The 18186-nt window shown below is 53.5% G+C and carries 18 protein-coding genes; all 18 read left to right on the plus strand.

Translation table 11 applies throughout. The annotated features are described in order from the left end of the window. Window positions 1-38: 38 nt before the first annotated feature. Window positions 39-1799: a penicillin-binding protein 2 gene (mrdA, locus tag FYJ78_RS08770; RefSeq protein WP_408014439.1), complete on the plus strand. Its 1761-nt coding sequence runs from the start codon at window positions 39-41 to the stop codon at window positions 1797-1799. A 37-nt stretch (window positions 1800-1836) separates the two neighbouring features. Beyond that, on the plus strand, window positions 1837-2481 hold the full coding sequence (gene minC, locus FYJ78_RS08775; RefSeq protein ID WP_154621038.1) for a septum site-determining protein MinC: 645 nt from the start codon (window positions 1837-1839) through the stop codon (window positions 2479-2481). 11 nt (window positions 2482-2492) lie between these two features. Beyond that, entirely contained in the window at window positions 2493-3281 is a 789-nt protein-coding gene (gene minD / locus FYJ78_RS08780) for a septum site-determining protein MinD (protein ID WP_154621039.1), read from the plus strand. An 11-nt stretch (window positions 3282-3292) separates the two neighbouring features. Continuing rightward, complete coding sequence (gene minE, locus FYJ78_RS08785; protein WP_154621040.1) at window positions 3293-3565, plus strand: cell division topological specificity factor MinE; 273 nt, start codon at window positions 3293-3295, stop codon at window positions 3563-3565. A gap of 16 nt (window positions 3566-3581) precedes the next feature. After that, a complete protein-coding gene (rodA, locus tag FYJ78_RS08790; protein WP_154621041.1) occupies window positions 3582-4685 on the plus strand; it encodes a rod shape-determining protein RodA in 1104 nt (367 codons plus the stop codon). A gap of 147 nt (window positions 4686-4832) precedes the next feature. Further along, window positions 4833-7451, plus strand: a complete 2619-nt coding sequence (locus FYJ78_RS08795) for a TIGR03960 family B12-binding radical SAM protein (protein ID WP_154621042.1) — start codon at window positions 4833-4835, stop codon at window positions 7449-7451. A gap of 52 nt (window positions 7452-7503) precedes the next feature. Beyond that, on the plus strand, window positions 7504-8946 hold the full coding sequence (locus FYJ78_RS08800) for an Rne/Rng family ribonuclease (RefSeq protein ID WP_328597691.1): 1443 nt from the start codon (window positions 7504-7506) through the stop codon (window positions 8944-8946). A 164-nt stretch (window positions 8947-9110) separates the two neighbouring features. Continuing rightward, window positions 9111-10328 carry a dicarboxylate/amino acid:cation symporter gene (locus tag FYJ78_RS08805; protein ID WP_154621043.1) on the plus strand — a complete coding sequence of 406 codons (1218 nt, stop codon included), beginning with the start codon at window positions 9111-9113 and terminating at the stop codon, window positions 10326-10328. 188 nt (window positions 10329-10516) lie between these two features. After that, entirely contained in the window at window positions 10517-11236 is a 720-nt protein-coding gene (gene rpsB / locus FYJ78_RS08810; RefSeq protein WP_154621044.1) for a 30S ribosomal protein S2, read from the plus strand. Between the two features lie 89 nt (window positions 11237-11325). Further along, the gene (gene tsf, locus FYJ78_RS08815) at window positions 11326-12192 is read left to right on the plus strand and encodes a translation elongation factor Ts (protein WP_154621045.1); all 867 of its coding nucleotides are present in this window, start codon (window positions 11326-11328) and stop codon (window positions 12190-12192) included. A gap of 176 nt (window positions 12193-12368) precedes the next feature. Further along, window positions 12369-13097: a UMP kinase gene (gene pyrH, locus FYJ78_RS08820; protein ID WP_154621046.1), complete on the plus strand. Its 729-nt coding sequence runs from the start codon at window positions 12369-12371 to the stop codon at window positions 13095-13097. Next, window positions 13094-13651, plus strand: coding sequence for a ribosome recycling factor (frr, locus tag FYJ78_RS08825; RefSeq protein WP_154621047.1), 558 nt, complete (start codon window positions 13094-13096; stop codon window positions 13649-13651). The genes pyrH and frr overlap by 4 nt, the downstream gene beginning before the upstream one ends. Before the next feature lies 1 nt (window position 13652). Then, a complete protein-coding gene (locus FYJ78_RS08830) occupies window positions 13653-13856 on the plus strand; it encodes an aliphatic sulfonate ABC transporter (protein WP_154621048.1) in 204 nt (67 codons plus the stop codon). A 15-nt stretch (window positions 13857-13871) separates the two neighbouring features. Next, the gene (locus FYJ78_RS08835) at window positions 13872-14042 is read left to right on the plus strand and encodes a 4Fe-4S ferredoxin (protein ID WP_154621049.1); all 171 of its coding nucleotides are present in this window, start codon (window positions 13872-13874) and stop codon (window positions 14040-14042) included. A gap of 242 nt (window positions 14043-14284) precedes the next feature. After that, entirely contained in the window at window positions 14285-15106 is an 822-nt protein-coding gene (gene uppS, locus FYJ78_RS08840; RefSeq protein ID WP_154621050.1) for an undecaprenyl pyrophosphate synthase, read from the plus strand. A gap of 11 nt (window positions 15107-15117) precedes the next feature. After that, the gene (locus FYJ78_RS08845; RefSeq protein ID WP_154621051.1) at window positions 15118-15948 is read left to right on the plus strand and encodes a phosphatidate cytidylyltransferase; all 831 of its coding nucleotides are present in this window, start codon (window positions 15118-15120) and stop codon (window positions 15946-15948) included. A 29-nt stretch (window positions 15949-15977) separates the two neighbouring features. After that, window positions 15978-17126 (plus strand): 1-deoxy-D-xylulose-5-phosphate reductoisomerase, encoded by a 1149-nt coding sequence (locus FYJ78_RS08850; RefSeq protein WP_154621052.1) that lies wholly within the window; start codon window positions 15978-15980, stop codon window positions 17124-17126. A 14-nt stretch (window positions 17127-17140) separates the two neighbouring features. Then, the gene (rseP, locus tag FYJ78_RS08855; RefSeq protein WP_154621053.1) at window positions 17141-18178 is read left to right on the plus strand and encodes an RIP metalloprotease RseP; all 1038 of its coding nucleotides are present in this window, start codon (window positions 17141-17143) and stop codon (window positions 18176-18178) included. Window positions 18179-18186: the final 8 nt, after the last annotated feature.

Consider the following 18186-nt stretch of genomic DNA (forward strand, 5'->3'; position numbering starts at 1 on the left):
TGGTCGAAAAGGATGAATTCGGCGGCAGGCTGAAAGTGATGGGCTGGCTGTGTGTGCTGGTCATCGTCATATTGATCGGAAGGGCCGGGTATCTGCAGATTTATGAAGGCGATTATTATTCGGAGCTGGCGGAGGGCAACCGCATCCGCATCATCCCTTCCATGGCACCGAGGGGGACGTTCTTTGACCGCAACGGTGAGCTTCTGGTGCAGAACCGCCCGGGGTTTACGGTATCCCTTCTGCCGTTGACAGCGCCGATCTCAGAAGAAGTGATTCAGCGTTTGTCCGGGCTGATTAAAGTGCCGACGGACGAAATCAAAACAAAGATCGCCGCACACAGCGGCTTTGATCCGATACGCATCAAGGCAGATGTCACCCCCGACATCGTGACGATTATCGAGGAGCAAAAGAACAATTATCCCGGTGTTGTCATCGAAGTGCAGCCGATCCGCGATTATGTGGGCAGGCAGGAAGGCGCGCATACATACGGATATGTAAGCGAGATCAACGATACCGAGCTGGAGAAGATGAAGGACAAAGGATATAAATCCGGCGATATCATCGGCAAGTTCGGACTGGAGAAAATTTATGATCAGGAACTGCGCGGGGAGAATGGCGGACAGCAGGTCGAGGTGGATGTTTCCGGCAAGCCGGTTCAGATTATCGGCCGCAAGGATCCGGTGCCGGGCGATGATCTTGTCCTGACGATTGACAAAAGTCTGCAGGATGCAGCGGAAAAAGCCGTAGATGAGCAGCTTCAGGCCATCCATGCGAATGCGGCTGCGGCTGTCGCTCTGGATCCGCAGACCGGAGAGATTCTGGCGATGGTCAGCCGTCCTGCCTTTGATCCGAATTTGTTCGCGCACGGCATTTCATCGAAGGACTGGAATGCTCTGAACAATAATCCATATCATCCGATGGATAATAAGGCGATTACCGGCGAGTATCCGCCGGGCTCCACCTTTAAGATCATCACGGGGACGGCGGCGCTGACCGAAGGAGTGGTTTCTCCGGATGAACTCATTATGGACAGCGGGCATCACTGGCTGATTCCCAAGGGCAATGCCGGCGGAGAAGCGCTGGGGCTGCTGAACTTCCGGCAGGGAATGGCTCATTCGGATAATGTTTACTTTTATGAAATGGGCAATCGTCTCGGCATTGACCGGCTGGAAAAGTATGCGCGCATGTTCGGACTCGGCAAGAAGACGGGGATAGATCTTCCGTATGAAGCGGAAGGACTCGTTGCCAATCGGCGTTATAAGGAAAAGAATTTTGAGGACGGCGACTGGTATCTGTCGGAAACCTTTGATGCGGCAATAGGGCAGGGCTTTAATCTGGTCACTCCGCTTCAGGCTGCGATGGTTATGGGAGAGATCGCGGCGGACGGAAAGCGCTATAAACCGCATGTGGTCAAGCGGATCATCAGCCCTGACGGCAGCACGGTAAAGGAAGTGGAACCGGAGCTGCTGTCGACACTGGATGTCAAGCCGGAGGTCATCCGGCTGGTTCAGCAGGGGCTCCATGATGTTACGACCTATGGAACGGCGGCTTCGTCGTTTCAGGGATTTCCCATCCAGATCGCAGGCAAGACAGGTACGGCGGAAAACCCGCATGGGCGCGACCATGGATGGTTTGTCGCCTATGGACCGTTTGATCAGGCCAATATTGTCGTCGCCGTTATTGTGGAACAGGGCGGCTATGGTTCCCAGTCCGCTGTGCCGATTGGGCGCAAGATCCTTGAGGCATGGTTTGGTTTAAATCAGCAGCAGGATAAAAACGGGAGCGGGAATGCGCAGTGAATGACGCAGAGAAGAATTTTATGAAACGAGGACAGTCATGAGTGAGGAGATTGTGAAAATCAAAGGCAGCAAGTCCGGCCTGCAGCTGAGTTTTGCTAAAGGCGCTGCTTTTGCAGAAATCAGGAAGGATATCGAAGAAAAGCTGAATTCGGGAAACGGCTTTTTCCTGCGGGGGACGTTGGTGCTGATTCCGCGGGATGTCTTTTCGGAAGAGGAGCGCGCGGAGCTGCGCCGTATGTTTCATGAGGCCGGCCTGATCTGCCGGACGATTCGCGAAGAAGAGCGTCCGCCTGCGCCTGCCGCGAAACAGCCGAAGCATCAGGCGGAACCCTTGGCGCAGGAGCCCGGCCCGGTACAGGAGATGGTGGTCGTGAACCACACGATCCGGGGAGGACAGGAAATCCGGACGCAGAGCTCCGTCATGATCTGCGGCAATGTCAATCCCGGCGCACAGATTATTGCCGGCGGAAGCATCGACATTCGCGGCACGTGCCGCGGAATGGTGCATGCCGGCGCTTTTGGCGACAACACGGCTTTTATCATCGCCGATCATCTCATGCCGACGCAGATTCGTATTTCGAATCTCATTGCCCGTTCCCCGGATCATATGGAAAAGACGGACCGGGCAGAACGAGCTTCCATCAAAGAAGGACGCATTGTCATTGAACCGATAGAAAGGTAGGAGCAGACAGTATGAGCGAAATCTATGTAATCACTTCCGGAAAAGGCGGCGTCGGCAAGACGACAACCACGGCGAATCTCGGTGTAGGACTGGCTATGCGCGGCAAGAAGGTCGTATTGGTGGACACGGATACAGGGCTGCGCAACCTGGATCTGCTTCTCGGGCTGGAGAACCGCATCATGTATGATCTGATTGATGTCACAGAAAAACGCGTTCCCTATAAAAAAGCTCTGGTCCGGCATAAAAAATACGATAATCTGTTCCTGCTTCCTACTTCACAGGTTAAGGACAAGATGGCCGTGAATCCGGATCAGCTGATTCAGCTTTGCGATGAGCTTCGCAAGGAGTTTGACTATATCCTGATTGACTGCCCTGCGGGAATTGAGCAGGGATTTAAAACAGCCATCGCCGCAGCAGATATTGCACTGGTGGTTACTATGCCGGAAATTTCCGCCGTGCGTGATGCGGATAAGATCATTGGCGAACTCGGACGTGCGGATAAGGAAAATATTAAGCTCATTGTCAATCGTATCCGTCCGCAGATGGTGGAAAACGGGGATATGCTGGACATGAATGACATCAATGATATTCTGTCTATCGACTGCATCGGACAGGTTCCCGATGACATCAAAGTTGTTACGAGCACGAACAAGGGAGAACCGTGCATTACGATGGAAGATTCGCAGGCCGGACAGGCTTATCGCAATATTGTCGGCCGTATGTGCGGAGAGAATATTCCCTTCATGACTTTTGCGAAAGAAGGATTCTGGTCCAGACTTAAGCATGTGTTCGGTAAATAAGGAGGAGTTTCATGTTAGACGCATTGATGAAGATTTTCGGCAAAAAAGAGCAGTCCGGAAAAATCGCGCGTGACCGCCTGAAGGTGGTGCTCATCCATGACCGTGCCAACATATCCCCGGAAGTCATGGAGAATCTGAAGAATGATATCATCAAGGTGATTTCCAATTATATGGAGATCAATCAGCAGGAGATGGACATTTCTTTGGCCGATGATGATGATTCGGTGGCTTTGGTGGCCAATATTCCCGTGAGCCGCATGAAGCATGATAAGGGAAGCCATTGAGAGAAGTTAGTGTATTATGACGAAACGATTACTACGGCGTACGGACTTTGTTCTGTTGGCAGCGACAGCGGGGATCCTGATCATGAGCCTGATCGTTATCGGCAGTGCGACGCATATCAATACGCCGAGTGACGACCGCTACTGGTTCGTAGCCCGTCAGGGCATCTTTGCCCTTATGAATATTGGCATCGCTGCCTTTTTGATGAATTTTGATTATAAGATGCTGCAGGGATATGGCAATAAGCTGTATCTTTTCAATCTGGTCATGCTGGTTGCAGTCATGCTGGTCGGCCAGTCTGCTCTGGGCGCACAGCGGTGGATTTCTCTGGGGCCGATCAGTATTCAGCCGTCCGAATTTTCTAAGCTCATCATGATCATTTCTTTGGCGACTATGCTGGAAAAGCGGGTCGGCGAACTCAATACGCTGCATGATCTCCTGCCGGTGGCCGCCTACGTGGGCGTGCCGTTTTTGTTGGTGCTGAAGCAGCCGGATCTCGGCACGTCGCTGGTATTCATGGCGATTTTCTTCGGGATGGTTTTTGTCTGCGGCATCAATCTCCGGCTGCTTGGCGGGATCTTTGGCGCAGGGATTGCGATGATGCCGATCTTATGGCATTTCCTCAAAGACTATCAGAAAATGCGCATCATGGTTTTTATGGATCCGAATGTCGATCCGCTGGGCTCAGGCTATCACATCATTCAATCGAAGATAGCCATCGGTTCGGGCATGTTGTTCGGAAAAGGGCTGTTTCAGGGGACGCAGAGTCAACTGAATTTCCTGCCGGAGAATCATACGGACTTTATTTTTGCCGTGGTGGGGGAAGAACTTGGCTTTGTCGGCGCAGCAATTCTTCTGCTGCTGTACCTGATCGTGCTGTGGCGGGGAATCTGCATTGCGCGGGATGCCAGTGATATGTTCGGACGGCTTCTGGCGGTCGGAATCACTTCTATGCTGGCTTTTCACGTGCTGGTCAACGTGGGAATGACACTGGGCATTATGCCGGTGACAGGGATTCCGCTCCCTTTTATGAGCTATGGAGTCAGCTCGCTGACGACGAACATATTGTCCGTGGCTATTCTGCTCAATATTCAGCTCAGAAAGCAGAAACTGCTTTTTTAGTGCTTGCTTGCATGTCCGTGAGTCTCTGCCGGGGCTTGCGGGCATGCAATGTTTTTTCCTCGGAGAGCGTGGCGCATTTTGCAGGGCAAAGGGCTGTGCAGGAGTAAGACAGACGGAAAAAGGTCAATGGAAAGATGGAGGAATGAAATGGTACGACTTGAACATGAGGTGCTGCAGTCGGTGCTGAAACCGTCGCGCTATACGGGCGGAGAATGGAATGCTGTTCGGAAAGACTGGTCGGAGGTGGATTGTACCTTTGCTCTGGCGCTGCCGGATGTCTACGAAGTAGGCATGAGTAATCTGGGACTGGCCATTTTGTATGATATTCTGAATCGTCAGGAACGGATCGCGGCGGAACGGGTTTACGCACCGTGGACCGATATGGAACAGGAGATGCGCAGCCGCCGCATTCCGCTCTTTTCTTTGGAGACGCATACCGAGCTGTCCGCTTTTGACTTTTTTGGTTTTTCGCTGCAGTATGAGATGATTTATACCAACGTCCTGAACATGCTGGATCTGGCAGGCATTCCGCTCTGGTCTGCCGACCGCGGCGAAGAGGATCCCTTTGTCGTCGGCGGCGGGCCGTGTGTCTACAACGTCGAGCCGGTTGCGGATTTTTTTGACTTCTTTATTGTCGGTGAGGGAGAAGAGGTCATTGTGGAGGTCGCCGAGGCTTTGATCGCCTGGAAGCGTGAGGGGCGTCCAGGCGGCCGCCGCGGATTCCTCCGTCGACTTCTGACAATGGATGGGATTTATGTCCCGTCCTTTTACGCGCCGAAATACGCGGAGAACGGACAATATGAACGGCTGGCGGCATTGGATGACCAAGCCGCGCCGGTCATTTACAAACGCGTTTGCCGGGATATGGATGAAATTCCTTCGGTAGAAAAGCCGGTGGTGCCGTATATGGATATCATCCATAATCGCATCATGCTGGAACTCTTCCGAGGCTGTTCGCGCGGATGCCGGTTTTGTCAGGCTGGGATCTGTTATCGGCCGGTCCGCGAAAGGACGGAGAAAAACCTGCGCAAGATGGCGCGCGGGCTGGTGGACTGCTCCGGCTATGATGAGATGAGTCTGACGTCCCTGTCTTCGGCAGATTATTCCTGTCTGAGCGGTCTGGTGGAAGATCTCATGCAGGATTTTCATGAGGAGAAAGTGAGCTTTTCCCTGCCGTCTCTGCGCATTGACAGCTTTTCGATCGATCTGGCCCATAAAATGCAGCAAGTCCGCAAATCCGGGCTGACTTTTGCGCCTGAGGCGGGAACACAGCGCCTGCGCGATGTCATCAATAAGGGCGTAACCGAAGAGGATTTGATGAATGCCTGCGGTTCGGCTTTCCGTCAGGGGTGGAAGCAGGTCAAGCTCTATTTTATGATGGGGCTGCCGACGGAAACAGATGAGGATGTGATCGGCATTGCCCGTCTGGCCAAGAAGGTCGTCGATCTCTATACGGAGATCAAGGGACGCCGCGGCGTGAAGGTTACGGTTTCCGTATCCTGTTTCGTTCCGAAGCCGTACACGCCGTTTCAGTGGTTTGGCCAGCTGCCGATTGAAGAATTTGAGCGCCGCCAGCGCCTTTTGAAGGAGCACATCACGGATCGGGCCATCACCTTCCATTATCACGACGCGCGGGTATCCGTTATCGAAGGGGTACTGGCCCGCGGCGATCGCCGATTGAGCGCGGTGCTTTATCAGGCGTGGAAAGACGGTGCAAAATTTGATGGCTGGTCGGATCTTTACCGGCATGAGACCTGGATGCAGGCGTTTGCAACATGCGGTATCGATATGCGGCAGTACAACGAGCGGACCCGCAATTTTGCGGAGCCGCTGCCATGGGAAATCACGTCGCCGGGTGTCAATAAGGATTTCCTGCTGCGTGAATGGGAACGGGCGATGGCGGGCCAGCTTACGGAGGACTGCCGCCGCGGCGCATGCAGCGCCTGCGGGATCTGCCCCAATCTTGGGGTTCATGTCATCGATCATGCCGGGGAAGAATCCTGCGGGGCAGAGCCGCCGGCGCAGCAGCCGGGCCTGCCGGTTTCGCACGGGCCGGCGGAACCGGGCCGTCCGCGTGTACTCTATGCGTACCGCGCCGAGATCACGAAAGGCGAGGAACTGCGCTATGTTTCTCATTTGGATTATGCGAATCTTTTCCTGCGGGCTTTTGACCGCGCCAAGCTGCCGATGGCTTATTCGGAAGGATTTAATCCGCATATGAAAGTGGCGTTTGCTTCGGCGCTCTCTCTGGGAGTCGCCAGTGAGGCAGAGTACATGGATTTTGAGCTGACCCGGCCGGTTTGTCAGCCTGAGGTTTTTGACCGGCTGAACGAACAGCTTCCGCCGGGGGTTATGCTGAAAAAGCTGCGGGAGATACACGGGAAGCACAAGGCGCTGATGGCGGAAACCGACGAGGCGAAATACACGGCTGTTCTTTCCTATGAGGGGGATGAAGAGGCGGCCGCCCGGGCTGTACAGGCCTATAATGAAGCAGATACCGTTATCTGGCATCGTGTGACGCCGAAGAAAAAGCGGGAAATCGAAATGAAGCAGTATATGAAGGCGCCGGTCATCTGTCAGAGACATGCGGATGGTTTGCACCTGATGATGGATATTGCGATCACGCCGTCCGGGAGTGTCAAGCCGGTTGAGATTCTGCATGCCCTGCATGAGCAGTTCGGTCTGGCTGTCAATCCGGTGGAAGCACGCATTACAAGAACCGGGCTGTTCGGCCGCGGACGGAGCCTGATTGATTTGGTATCGTGATGGCTGGCGATGATGATCTCAGGGACAGAAAAACGGGAAGGGGGAACAGACGGTGAAGTCGATCCTTGTGACGGCTGCTCCGGAAGAGACGAGGGCAGCACTGGTGGAGGACGGGGTGCTGGAAGCGGTGGAAATGGAACGCTCTGCCCATTCTCACCTTGTCGGCAACATCTATAAAGGAAAAGTCCAGAATGTCCTGCCCGGCATGCAGGCGGCTTTTGTCGATATCGGCACCGGGAAAAACGCCTTTATGTACATTGGCGATGGAAAATCACATGATATGATCGGGACTATGGCGCCGATGCAGTCGATTCATATCGGTCAAAATCTGCCGGTACAAATCATTAAGGATGAAATTGGTACGAAGGGGCCGAGGGCAACGACGCATATATCCCTTCCGGGCCGCAATGTGGTTCTCATGCCGACTGCTGCTTATATTGCCATGTCGCGTCGCATCGAGGATGAAGCGGAACGAAGCCGCCTGCATGAGATTGCCGGACGAATCTGTCCGGAGGGCATGGGCCTGATTATACGGACTGCAGCGATCGGACAGAGCGAAGCGGTTTTGCGTGAGGATGTGGAATATCTGATCCGCTTGTGGCATTCGATTTTGGCGCATTTCCAAATGAAAGGTAAAAAGGCGGCGCTTCTGTACCGCGACGCAGATTTGATCATCCGCGTGGTGCGTGATTCCCTGACCAGCGAGATCGATGAAATGGTCATCGACGACCGGAAAGTCTGGCAGCGGGTCCGGGATCTGGTCCACTTCCTGTCTCCTGATTTGACGGACCGTATCCGCCTTTATGAAGGCCGTGTGCCGCTCTTCCGTGAATATGGCATTGAAGAAGAATTGGAAAAGCTGGGGGCGCGCAAGGTAGAACTTCCGTCCGGCGGTTTTTTGGTTCTGGATAAGACGGAGGCGCTGACGGTGATTGATGTCAATACAGGGAAATATGTGGGAAGCACCAATTTGGGAGAGACGGTATACCGGGCCAATCTGGAAGCCGCGGAGGAGATTCTGCGTCAGATTCGTCTGCGGGACATCGGCGGGATTATTCTTGTGGATTTCATCGATATGGAAAAAGAGGAGCAGAAAGAACATCTGCTGTCCGTTATGCGGGAGAAGGCCCGCAATGACCGCACGAAGACGAACATTGTCGATATCACGAGTCTGGGTTTGGTGGAGATTACCCGCAGAAAATCCCGGCAGAACCTCGACAGCATCCTTTACAGCGACTGCCCGATCTGCCATGGCCGGGGCCGCATCGAATCCCCTGAAACCGTCAGCATACGGATTGCCGGGGACATCCGACGCATGGAACGCACCTCGCATGCCCGTGAAGGCTATGAGATCGAAGTTCACGAAACCGTGGCGGAGGAACTGCGCCAGAATCAGCTGCTGATGGATCTGGCGGCAGAGTTTGGCATGGATATCCGGGTGACGGCAAAGCCCGGGATGCACCCGGAAAATTATTCGATTCTGCAGCAGAGCTGATTCGGGGAAAAAGCACGGAGACGTGCTTTTTTTTATACCAGAGAACGGTGCGCCTTTTTTTCTGTAGACATGTCAGAAAATTTTAAGTATAATAAAGTTAGACGGGGATTAAGAACTTATTCTACTGTTTTTCTTTATTTTATTTTCAAGAAGGAGTGATTGCAATGAACCTTTCCATCAAGATTTTTATTGCTCTGGTCCTTTCCGTCATTGTCGGACTCATAGCGGGGGAACCTGCTCTTCCGTTCATTAACTGGTGGATTGCCCCGATTGGTACGATGTTCATCAATCTGATCAAGATGATGATCGTTCCGGTGGTCTTTACCTCGCTGGTCGTCGGCATGACGAGTCTGGGAGATACCGGAAAGCTTGGACGAATCGGCATTAAGACGATTCTGCTGTATCTGTTTACCACGGCGATTGCGATCATTATCGGCTTTGGCATAGCCGGGCTGGTTCATCCGGGGATCGGCCTTCAGATGGCGAGCGATGCGGCGGTCAAGGTGAAAGAAGCTCCCTCGATCATGCAGGTATTTGTTGCCATGATCCCCGCGAATCCGGTGGCGTCCATGGCGAAAGCGGAGATTCTTCCGGTTATCGTGTTCTCCCTGTTTGTCGGTGTAGGCATCCTGCAGGTCGGCGGTGAACGCGCGGAACGCCTGACGAAGTTCTTCGATGCCTGTGCAGAGGTCTGCTACAAGATCATCGGTATCGTCATGAGCTTTGCCCCGTACGGTGTATTTGCCCTGCTTCTTCCCGTCGTAGCAAAGAACGGACCGGCCGTCCTGCTGCCGCTGATCTCGGTGATTGCCTGCGTGGCGGTCGGCTGTCTGATTCATGCGGTTGTGGTCTACTCGTCATTGGCCAGGTTCTGGGGCGGTCACACGCCTGCGCAGTTCTTCAAGGGCATGAGCGAGGCGATGCTGATTGCCTTTACAACCTGTTCCAGTGCGGCAGCATTGCCGATCAATATGAAAAACTGTCAGGAAAAGCTGGGCGTGTCCCGGGAAGTATCTTCCTTTGTTCTGCCGCTCGGCGCGACGATCAATATGGATGGAACGGCTCTTTACATGGGCGTATGCTCCTTGTTTATCGCCAATGTATTCGGTATTGACCTGACGATGGGACAGATGATGATGATCATTCTGACCGGTACGCTGGCATCCATTGGTACGGCGGGCGTTCCGGGAGCAGGGTTAATCATGCTGGCCATGGTTCTGCAGTCGGTTGGTCTGCCGATTGAAGGTCTGGCCCTTGTAGCAGGCATTGACCGTGTTCTCGATATGTTCCGTACCTGCCTGAATATCACAGGAGACGGTGCGGTGACCATTGTTATGGATCAGGAAGAAAAGCGGTATACAGCCGAACACAAGGCGGCCTGATCTATGCAGTAGTCCCCTGACGAAACAATCCGGGAAATTTTGTTTTCCGGATTGTTTTCTGTTTAAAGGTATGTTATAATGATCAGCGGTGTAATAAAAAGCATGGGTTTCCGATATCTGCCCTGTGCCCTGTAAAGGGTGGTGCAGAGGATGAGGAGCCCAGAAGAAAAAACAGGAGGTGCACCAGCATGGCAGTTATATCCATGAAGCAATTACTTGAAGCAGGTGTTCATTTCGGACACCAGACTCGCCGTTGGAACCCGAAGATGGCAAAATACATCTTCACGGAGCGCAATGGCATTTATATCATTGACCTGCAGAAGACCGTGAAAAAAGTCGACGAGGCTTATGCGTTCCTTCGCAGCGTAGCGGAAGAAGGAAAGAATGTCCTCTTCGTCGGCACGAAGAAGCAGGCTCAGGAGGCCATTAAAGAAGAGGCTCTGCGCGCAGGCATGTTCTATGTCAACGAGCGCTGGCTCGGCGGTATGATGACGAACTTCCAGACCATCCAGAAGCGCGTTTCCCGTCTCAAGGAACTTGAGGCAATGGAAGCTGACGGCACGTTTGAAGTCCTTACCAAGAAAGAAGTTCAGGTTCTCCGTCATGAGATGGAAAAGCTGGAGAAGTATCTCGGCGGCATCAAGGAAATGAACAAGCTGCCGGGTGCGCTGTTCATTGTTGATCCGCGCAAGGAGCGCATTGCGGTAGCTGAGGCACGCAAGCTCAATATTCCTATCGTGGCAATCGTTGATACGAACTGCGATCCGGACGAGATCGACTATGTGATTCCGGGCAACGACGATGCGATCCGCGCAGTCAAGCTGCTGACGGGCCGCATGGCGGACGCTGTCCTTGAAGGCCGTCAGGGTCAGGACAGCGAGGCTGCTGATACGAAGGCAGCGGAGTAATCTGATTCGGACAAAACAGGAAATCGTGACGGGGTAAGGGAATGGTTATCCCTTGCCCCGTTGTTGCTATAAACAGGAGGAAGAAATCAATGGCAATTACTGCTGCAATGGTAAAGGACCTGCGCGAAAAAACGGGCGCAGGAATGATGGACTGCAAAAAAGCACTGACTGCTGTCGACGGAGATGTAGCGAAGGCAATCGATTATCTGCGTGAAAAAGGCATTGCCAAGGCGGAGAAAAAAGCTGGCCGCGTCGCCGCAGAGGGCGCTGTTACGGCTTATGTTAGCGAGGACGCGAAAGTCGGTGCGTTGGTTGAGATCAACTGTGAAACAGACTTTGCAGCTGGCAATGACCAGTTCAGAACGCTGACGGCTAAGGTTGCTAAGCATATTGCCGATGTGAAGCCGGCAGACCTCGATGCGTTGAACAACAGCGAGATCGACGGCAAGAAGGTTTCGGATCTTATCACAGAAGCTACGGCTACCATCGGTGAAAAGATTTCCCTTCGTCGTTTTGTCTGCTATCAGACGGAAGGCCGTTTGGCAAGCTATATCCACATGGGCGGCAAGATCGGCGTTCTCGTCAACCTGACCGGCGGAGATGCAGAGCTTGGCAAAGATGTCGCCATGCAGATCGCTGCTGCTGCACCGGCGGCCATCAACCGCGACGGCGTAGACGCTGCTGCACTGGAGCATGAAAAGGAAGTGCTTCGCAAGCAGGCAGAAGAGGAAGGAAAGCCGGCGAAAATCATCGAGCGCATGGTGGAAGGCCGCATCAATAAATTCTATAAAGAAGTCTGCCTGAATGAGCAGGTATTTGTCAAGGATCCGGACAAGACGATCCAGGATATCCTCGGCGATACGGTGGTTACGGAATTCACGCGCTTCCAGCTCGGCGAAGGTATCGAGAAAAAACAGGAAGACTTTGCCGCTGAAGTGAAAGCGCAGATGCAGTAAAATTCTGGTCTGTCCAGACGGGCATGAGAGAGTACAGATGGTTGTGCTCTCTCTTTTTTTATAGGAAAAGCGGAAATACCTTGCGGGAAACATTGTTTCGCATGCCGTTTTACGGTATAATAAATGAGGTATAATTGTGAATCGGGCCCGGCGCCCTGATATGGAGGGTAATAGTTTTGGAAACAGCGAAATATAAACGTGTAGTCCTGAAACTCAGCGGTGAATCGCTTGCCGGTGAGCAAGGCTTCGGAATCAATCCGGCTGTCGTAGAGGATATTGCATCTCAGATCAAGAAGGTTCGCGAGCATGGCGTTGATGTTGCTGTGGTCGTCGGCGGCGGCAATATCTGGCGCGGGTTGTCCGGCAGCGCTAAGGGAATGGAACGCGCTACCGCCGACTACATGGGTATGATGGCTACGGTCATGAATGCACTGGCCCTGCAGGATGCGCTGGAAAAGATGGATGTAGATACCCGTGTGCAGACGGCCATTGAGATGCGTCAGGTGGCTGAGCCTTATATCCGCCGCAAGGCAATCCGTCACATGGAGAAGGGACGGGTCGTCATTTTTGGCGCCGGTACAGGAAATCCTTACTTTTCCACGGATACCACGGCAGCCCTTCGTGCGGCGGAAATTGAAGCGGACGTCATTCTTATGGCAAAAAAAGGGACGGATGGCATTTATGATTCCGACCCGAATAAAAATCCCGCAGCACATAAATTCGATTCACTGACCTATATTGAGATCCTGAACAAGGGCCTTCAGGTCATGGACACGACGGCGACGAGTCTTTGCATGGACAATAAGATCCCATTGCTCGTATTCAATATCGACGAACATGAGAATATCGTCAAGGCGGCTCTGGGGGAAGAGATCGGTACGACGGTAGGAGGAAAAAACGCATGATTAAAGACATTCTCGCATCCCATGAGGATCGCATGAAAAAATCCATTGAGGCACTGAAACGGGAATATGCTTCCCTTCGCGCTGGGCGCGCGACACCGGCTCTGCTGGATAAAGTCATGGTGGATTATTACGGAGCACCGACGCCCGTGAACCAGATTGCGAAGGTGGCGGTTCCAGAACCGCGTATGATTCTGATTCAGCCTTATGAGAAATCCATTCTTCATGATATCGAAGTGGCGATCATGAAATCCGAGTTGGGGCTTTCCCCGAATTCGGATGGTACGGCAATCCGTCTGGCAATTCCTGCCTTGACGCAGGAGCGCCGTCAGGAATTGGTCAAGACGGTCAACAAGAAGGCTGAGGATGCCAAGGTCGCCATTCGCAATGTCCGCCGTGACGGCAATGATGAGATCAAGAAACTGGAAAAGTCTAAGGAAGTCACAGAGGATGAATCCAAGCGCGGTCAGGAAAGCATTCAGAAGCTGGTGGACAAATACATCAAGCTGGTCGACGCGACAAAGGAGTCCAAGGAAAAAGAGGTTATGGAAGTCTGATATGGCTTATGATGCAGTCGGCCTTCCCTGGACGGAGGCCGCCCGGCAGCTGACAGAGTCAGGCTGCCGTTTCCAAACGGAAATCACACGCCCAACGCGTGATTTTTTCACGACAGATTCAACCTGTCTTTATGTGATCCGGCAGCGTGAGCTGCCGGATGGCATCCTGTTGCTTACCCTTGCGGCTAAGCAGATAACATCGTGAAGGAGGTGTCCTGACATGGCTTATAAAATCAACGATGACTGCATTTCCTGCGGTTCCTGTGCTGCTACCTGCCCGGTTGAGGCAATCAGTGAAGGAGCGGATCATTATGAAATTGATCCGGAAAAGTGCGTAGAGTGCGGCGCCTGCGCCGCCGGCTGCCCGGTATCTGCTATCGAGGCTCCCTGACGCATGGATGACGGAACATCGGATTCCGCCGGGAACGGGCCCCTCTTGCAGAGGGGCTTGTTCTTATTTCGGCCTGTGGCGAGTCTCCCGCGCCTGCGATACGTCGCAATCAGGCGGGCGGGGATGAAGCAGACTCGTATCTCGGCGGTAAACAGCCGATCCAAGCGGCAGCATTTTGCGTATTTTGCATCATTGCGTGATTTTTATTGGGAAAAATTATCCTGAGGATGAGGGATTACGATATGTTGAAAAAAATTCTGGGATCGATCGGCAGCTCCGTGGTATCCGGGGGCAGGTTTGAGATTCCCGAACATGATTCCCCTTTGTTTTCCGAGATTGATTGGGACAAGCTTCCCCGCCATGTGGCCATTATCATGGATGGCAACGGCAGATGGGCGAAGGGGAAGGGAATGATTCGGACAGCGGGGCATACGGCAGGGGTTAAGACGTTGAAAAATATTCTCAAAACAGCAATCGGGCTCAGGCTGGACGCTCTGACTGTTTACGCATTTTCCACGGAGAACTGGAAGCGGCCGCATCAGGAAGTCGATTTTTTGATGAACTTGTTTTCGGAGTACCTTCGGAAAGAGGTTCGCGAGATGTACGAGGATAATGTGCGGATTCATTTCATCGGGCAAATTGACGGTTTGCCCGAATCTCTGCAGAAACAGATGCGCGATGCGGAAGATCTGATGAAGGCGAATACAGGAGTGCGGTTTAATGTTGCCGCCAATTATGGCGGACAGGACGAATTGGTGCGCGCTGTCCGATCCATTGCCGGCAAGGTGGCCTCCGGGGCGCTGAATCCGGAGGATATCGGCGAAGACACGGTGGAAGCGAATCTGGATACCTGGGGGAATCTTCCGGTGGATTTGGTCATCCGCACAAGCGGCGATCAGAGGCTGTCGAATTTTTTGCTCTGGCAGTCCGCCTATGCGGAGTTTTGGTTCACAGAGACGAATTGGCCGGATTTTACCCCGGAATGTTTTGTGGAAGCCATGAAAGATTACGCCGGACGCGATCGTCGTTTCGGCGGACTCTCTCAGACGGATAAAAAAGAATAGGAGCGATGGATTTGCTTACAAGAATCATAACCGGTATCGTCGGTATTGCCCTGGCTGCCGTCATAATCCAGACGGGCGGTGCTTTCTTTGCCGGCGCAGCACTGTTGCTGGCCTGGCTGGCCTGGCTGGAATATGTACGGGTTTTCGCCGAGCGCGGTATGGGACTGACGCTTGTCACAGGACTTCTGGGAATCGGTCTGATTTGGTATGCCGGCTGGCAGCAGCAGACGGACTGGCTGCTTGCCGCCGTTACGTTGTCTGTATGCGTGGTGTTGATGGAAAGCGTGCTGAGACGTTCGGCGGTCAGCATCATGGATGCTCTGGCGTCGGCTGCCGGTATTCTTTATATTGGTTTTCCTTTCGCGTACATGGTCATGCTTCGGCAGACTGCACCGGAGACCTTGCTGATGACGCCGGTCGGCTCGTTTGATTTCGGCTGTGCGATGATTTGGATTTTATTTATCGGCACATGGTCCAGCGATACGTTCGCTTATTTTACCGGCTCTGCGCTGGGGCGGCATAAGCTTTGTCCGTCCATCAGCCCGAACAAGACGGTGGAGGGCTTTTTGGGATCTTTAGTCGGGACGACTGCCGCTGTTGCCGCACTGGGCATGTTCTTTGACCTGCCGGTTCGGGAAATGGCTGTGCTGGGCTTTATTCTCGCGCTTCTGGCTACAATCGGCGATCTCGTGGAGTCTGTAGCCAAACGATATGCGGGGGTCAAGGACTCCGGAAATATTATCCCCGGGCATGGCGGCGTATGGGATCGCTTTGACAGCATCCTGTTTACCGCTCCGCTGGTTTATTATTTTGTGAAATTCGTCGGTATTGTCCTGAAATAAAGGCATGCTGCAGTGAGGAGAATGGAACGATGAAGAATATTGCTGTCCTGGGCTCGACCGGATCGATTGGCACACAGACGCTGGATGTCGTGCGCAGTCATCCCGAGCTTTTCCGCGTGCGGGTCCTGGCCGCGAATTCCAATGATGAATTGCTCGAAGCTCAAATTCGTGAATTTTGCCCGGATCTGGCTGTTCTGGCTGATGAATCAGCCTGGAAGCGCCTTTCGGCGCGATACAGCGGCCCGGTGAAATTGGCCGGAGGCCGGCAGGCCTTTATCGATGCGGCAGCCGTGGATGGCGTTGACACGGTGGTTACGGCTATGATGGGATTTGCGGGGCTGGAGCCGACGATGAAAGCGCTGGATGCCGGAAAGAACATTGCGCTGGCCAATAAGGAAACGCTTGTGGTCGCCGGTGAGCTGGTCATGAAGCGGGCCCGTGAGCAGCGCGTAGCGATTCTTCCTGTTGACAGTGAACACTGCGCCTTGTTCCAGTGCCTGCAGGGAGAGAAAAAGGATACGGTAGAAAAACTGCTTCTTACCTGTTCAGGCGGCCCGTTTCGGGGAAAGAGCCGGGAAGAGCTGGCTGGGGCTACCGTGGCGCAGGTGCTGGATCATCCGACATGGACTATGGGGAAAAAGATTACGGTGGATTCGGCTACGCTGGTCAATAAGGGGCTGGAGGTCATCGAAGCGAAATGGCTGTATGATGTCCGGTACGATCAGATTCAGGTCGTGGTGCATCCTCAGAGCATCGTACATTCCATGGTGCAGTTCCGCGACGGTGCGGTCATGGCGCAGCTCGGGTCGACCGATATGCGGCTGCCGATTCAGTATGCGCTGACTTATCCGGAGCGCACCGTGTCCGGGTTCGAAAGGCTGGATTTCTGGAAGATGAAATCCCTGACGTTTGAGAAACCGGATACCGATACGTTCAGAGGACTGGCCTTTGCCTATGAAGCGGGACAGATGGGCGGCAGCATGCCATGTGTATTCAATGCGGCAAATGAAGTGGCTGTCGGAGCCTTTCTGCAGGGGAAGATTCGGTTCCTCGATATTTATGATATTATTGAAGAGACGATGATGAAAACAGAATGCGTTCTGTCGCCGACGCTGGACGAGCTGTTTGAGGAAGACAGCCGGGCGCGCCGCTTTGCCGCCTCGCTTTTGGCGCGATAAGAAAGGGGAAAAGTATGGTTGTAACGATAGCGGCCGCTATTTTTGTCTTTGGGCTGCTGGTTCTTGTCCATGAACTCGGCCATTTTGTTACCGCAAAGCTGACCGGTATGCGGGTGGATGAATTTGCCATTGGATTCGGCCCGAAACTCATCAGCCATCGATGGGGCGAGACCGTATACTCGATTCGGGCCGTTCCGCTGGGGGGCTTTAATGACATAGCCGGTATGGATCCGGCTGATAATGATGCGGGGGAGCGCGGATATTGCGAGAAGCCGGTTCGTTCCCGCATGATTGTCATTTTGGCCGGTTCCGTTATGAATTTTCTTTTGCCGGTTTTGATTTTTTTCGGGATCTTTTTCTTTTCCGGCGTTAGCACGCCGAATCCGGAACCCGTCATGGGCACCGTCATTGCCGGAAAGCCTGCGGCGGAAGCCGGTTTGCTGGAAGGCGACCGCGTGCTGAGTCTGAACGGACAGCCGGTCGAAAGCTGGACAGATTTTGTGCAGGGTGTGAGAGACAATACCGGCGAAGCAGTCACGGTGACGGTACAGCGCGGCGAAGACACGTTCACGACGACGATGACGCCGGTATATGACAGCAGCGCCAAGCGGGCTATGGTCGGCGTCATGAGCTCGGTGGATACCCGTTATCCGGGGCTGGCTGAAGCTGCCCGGCTGGCCGTGCAGAAAACGGCGGCGATACTCTATATGATGGTGGATGCCCTTTATCGGATCCTTCTGGAGCTTTCCGGTGCGGAGTTGGCCGGGCCGATCGGCGTGGCGCAGATGGCCGGTGAGGTGGCCCAGATGGGCTTTGTGCCTTTACTGAATTTTGCAGCGTTTCTCAGCCTGAATCTCGGCATTGTGAATCTCTTTCCCATTCCCGCTTTGGACGGCGGACATTTTGCCGGCCTGTGCGTTGAGGCTGTGCGCGGCAAGCCGATGGGGCAGAAGGCGATGGAGTATACCCAGAAGATCGGGATTGCGCTGCTGATTCTTCTGATGGTTCTGGCTACAAAAAATGATATTGTGCGGGTATTTACGGGAGGCTGAAGCAAGCT

This window comes from Wylensekiella montiformis (genome assembly GCF_009697385.1).
Lineage (GTDB): Bacteria > Bacillota > Negativicutes > Selenomonadales > Selenomonadaceae > Selenomonas_A > Selenomonas_A montiformis.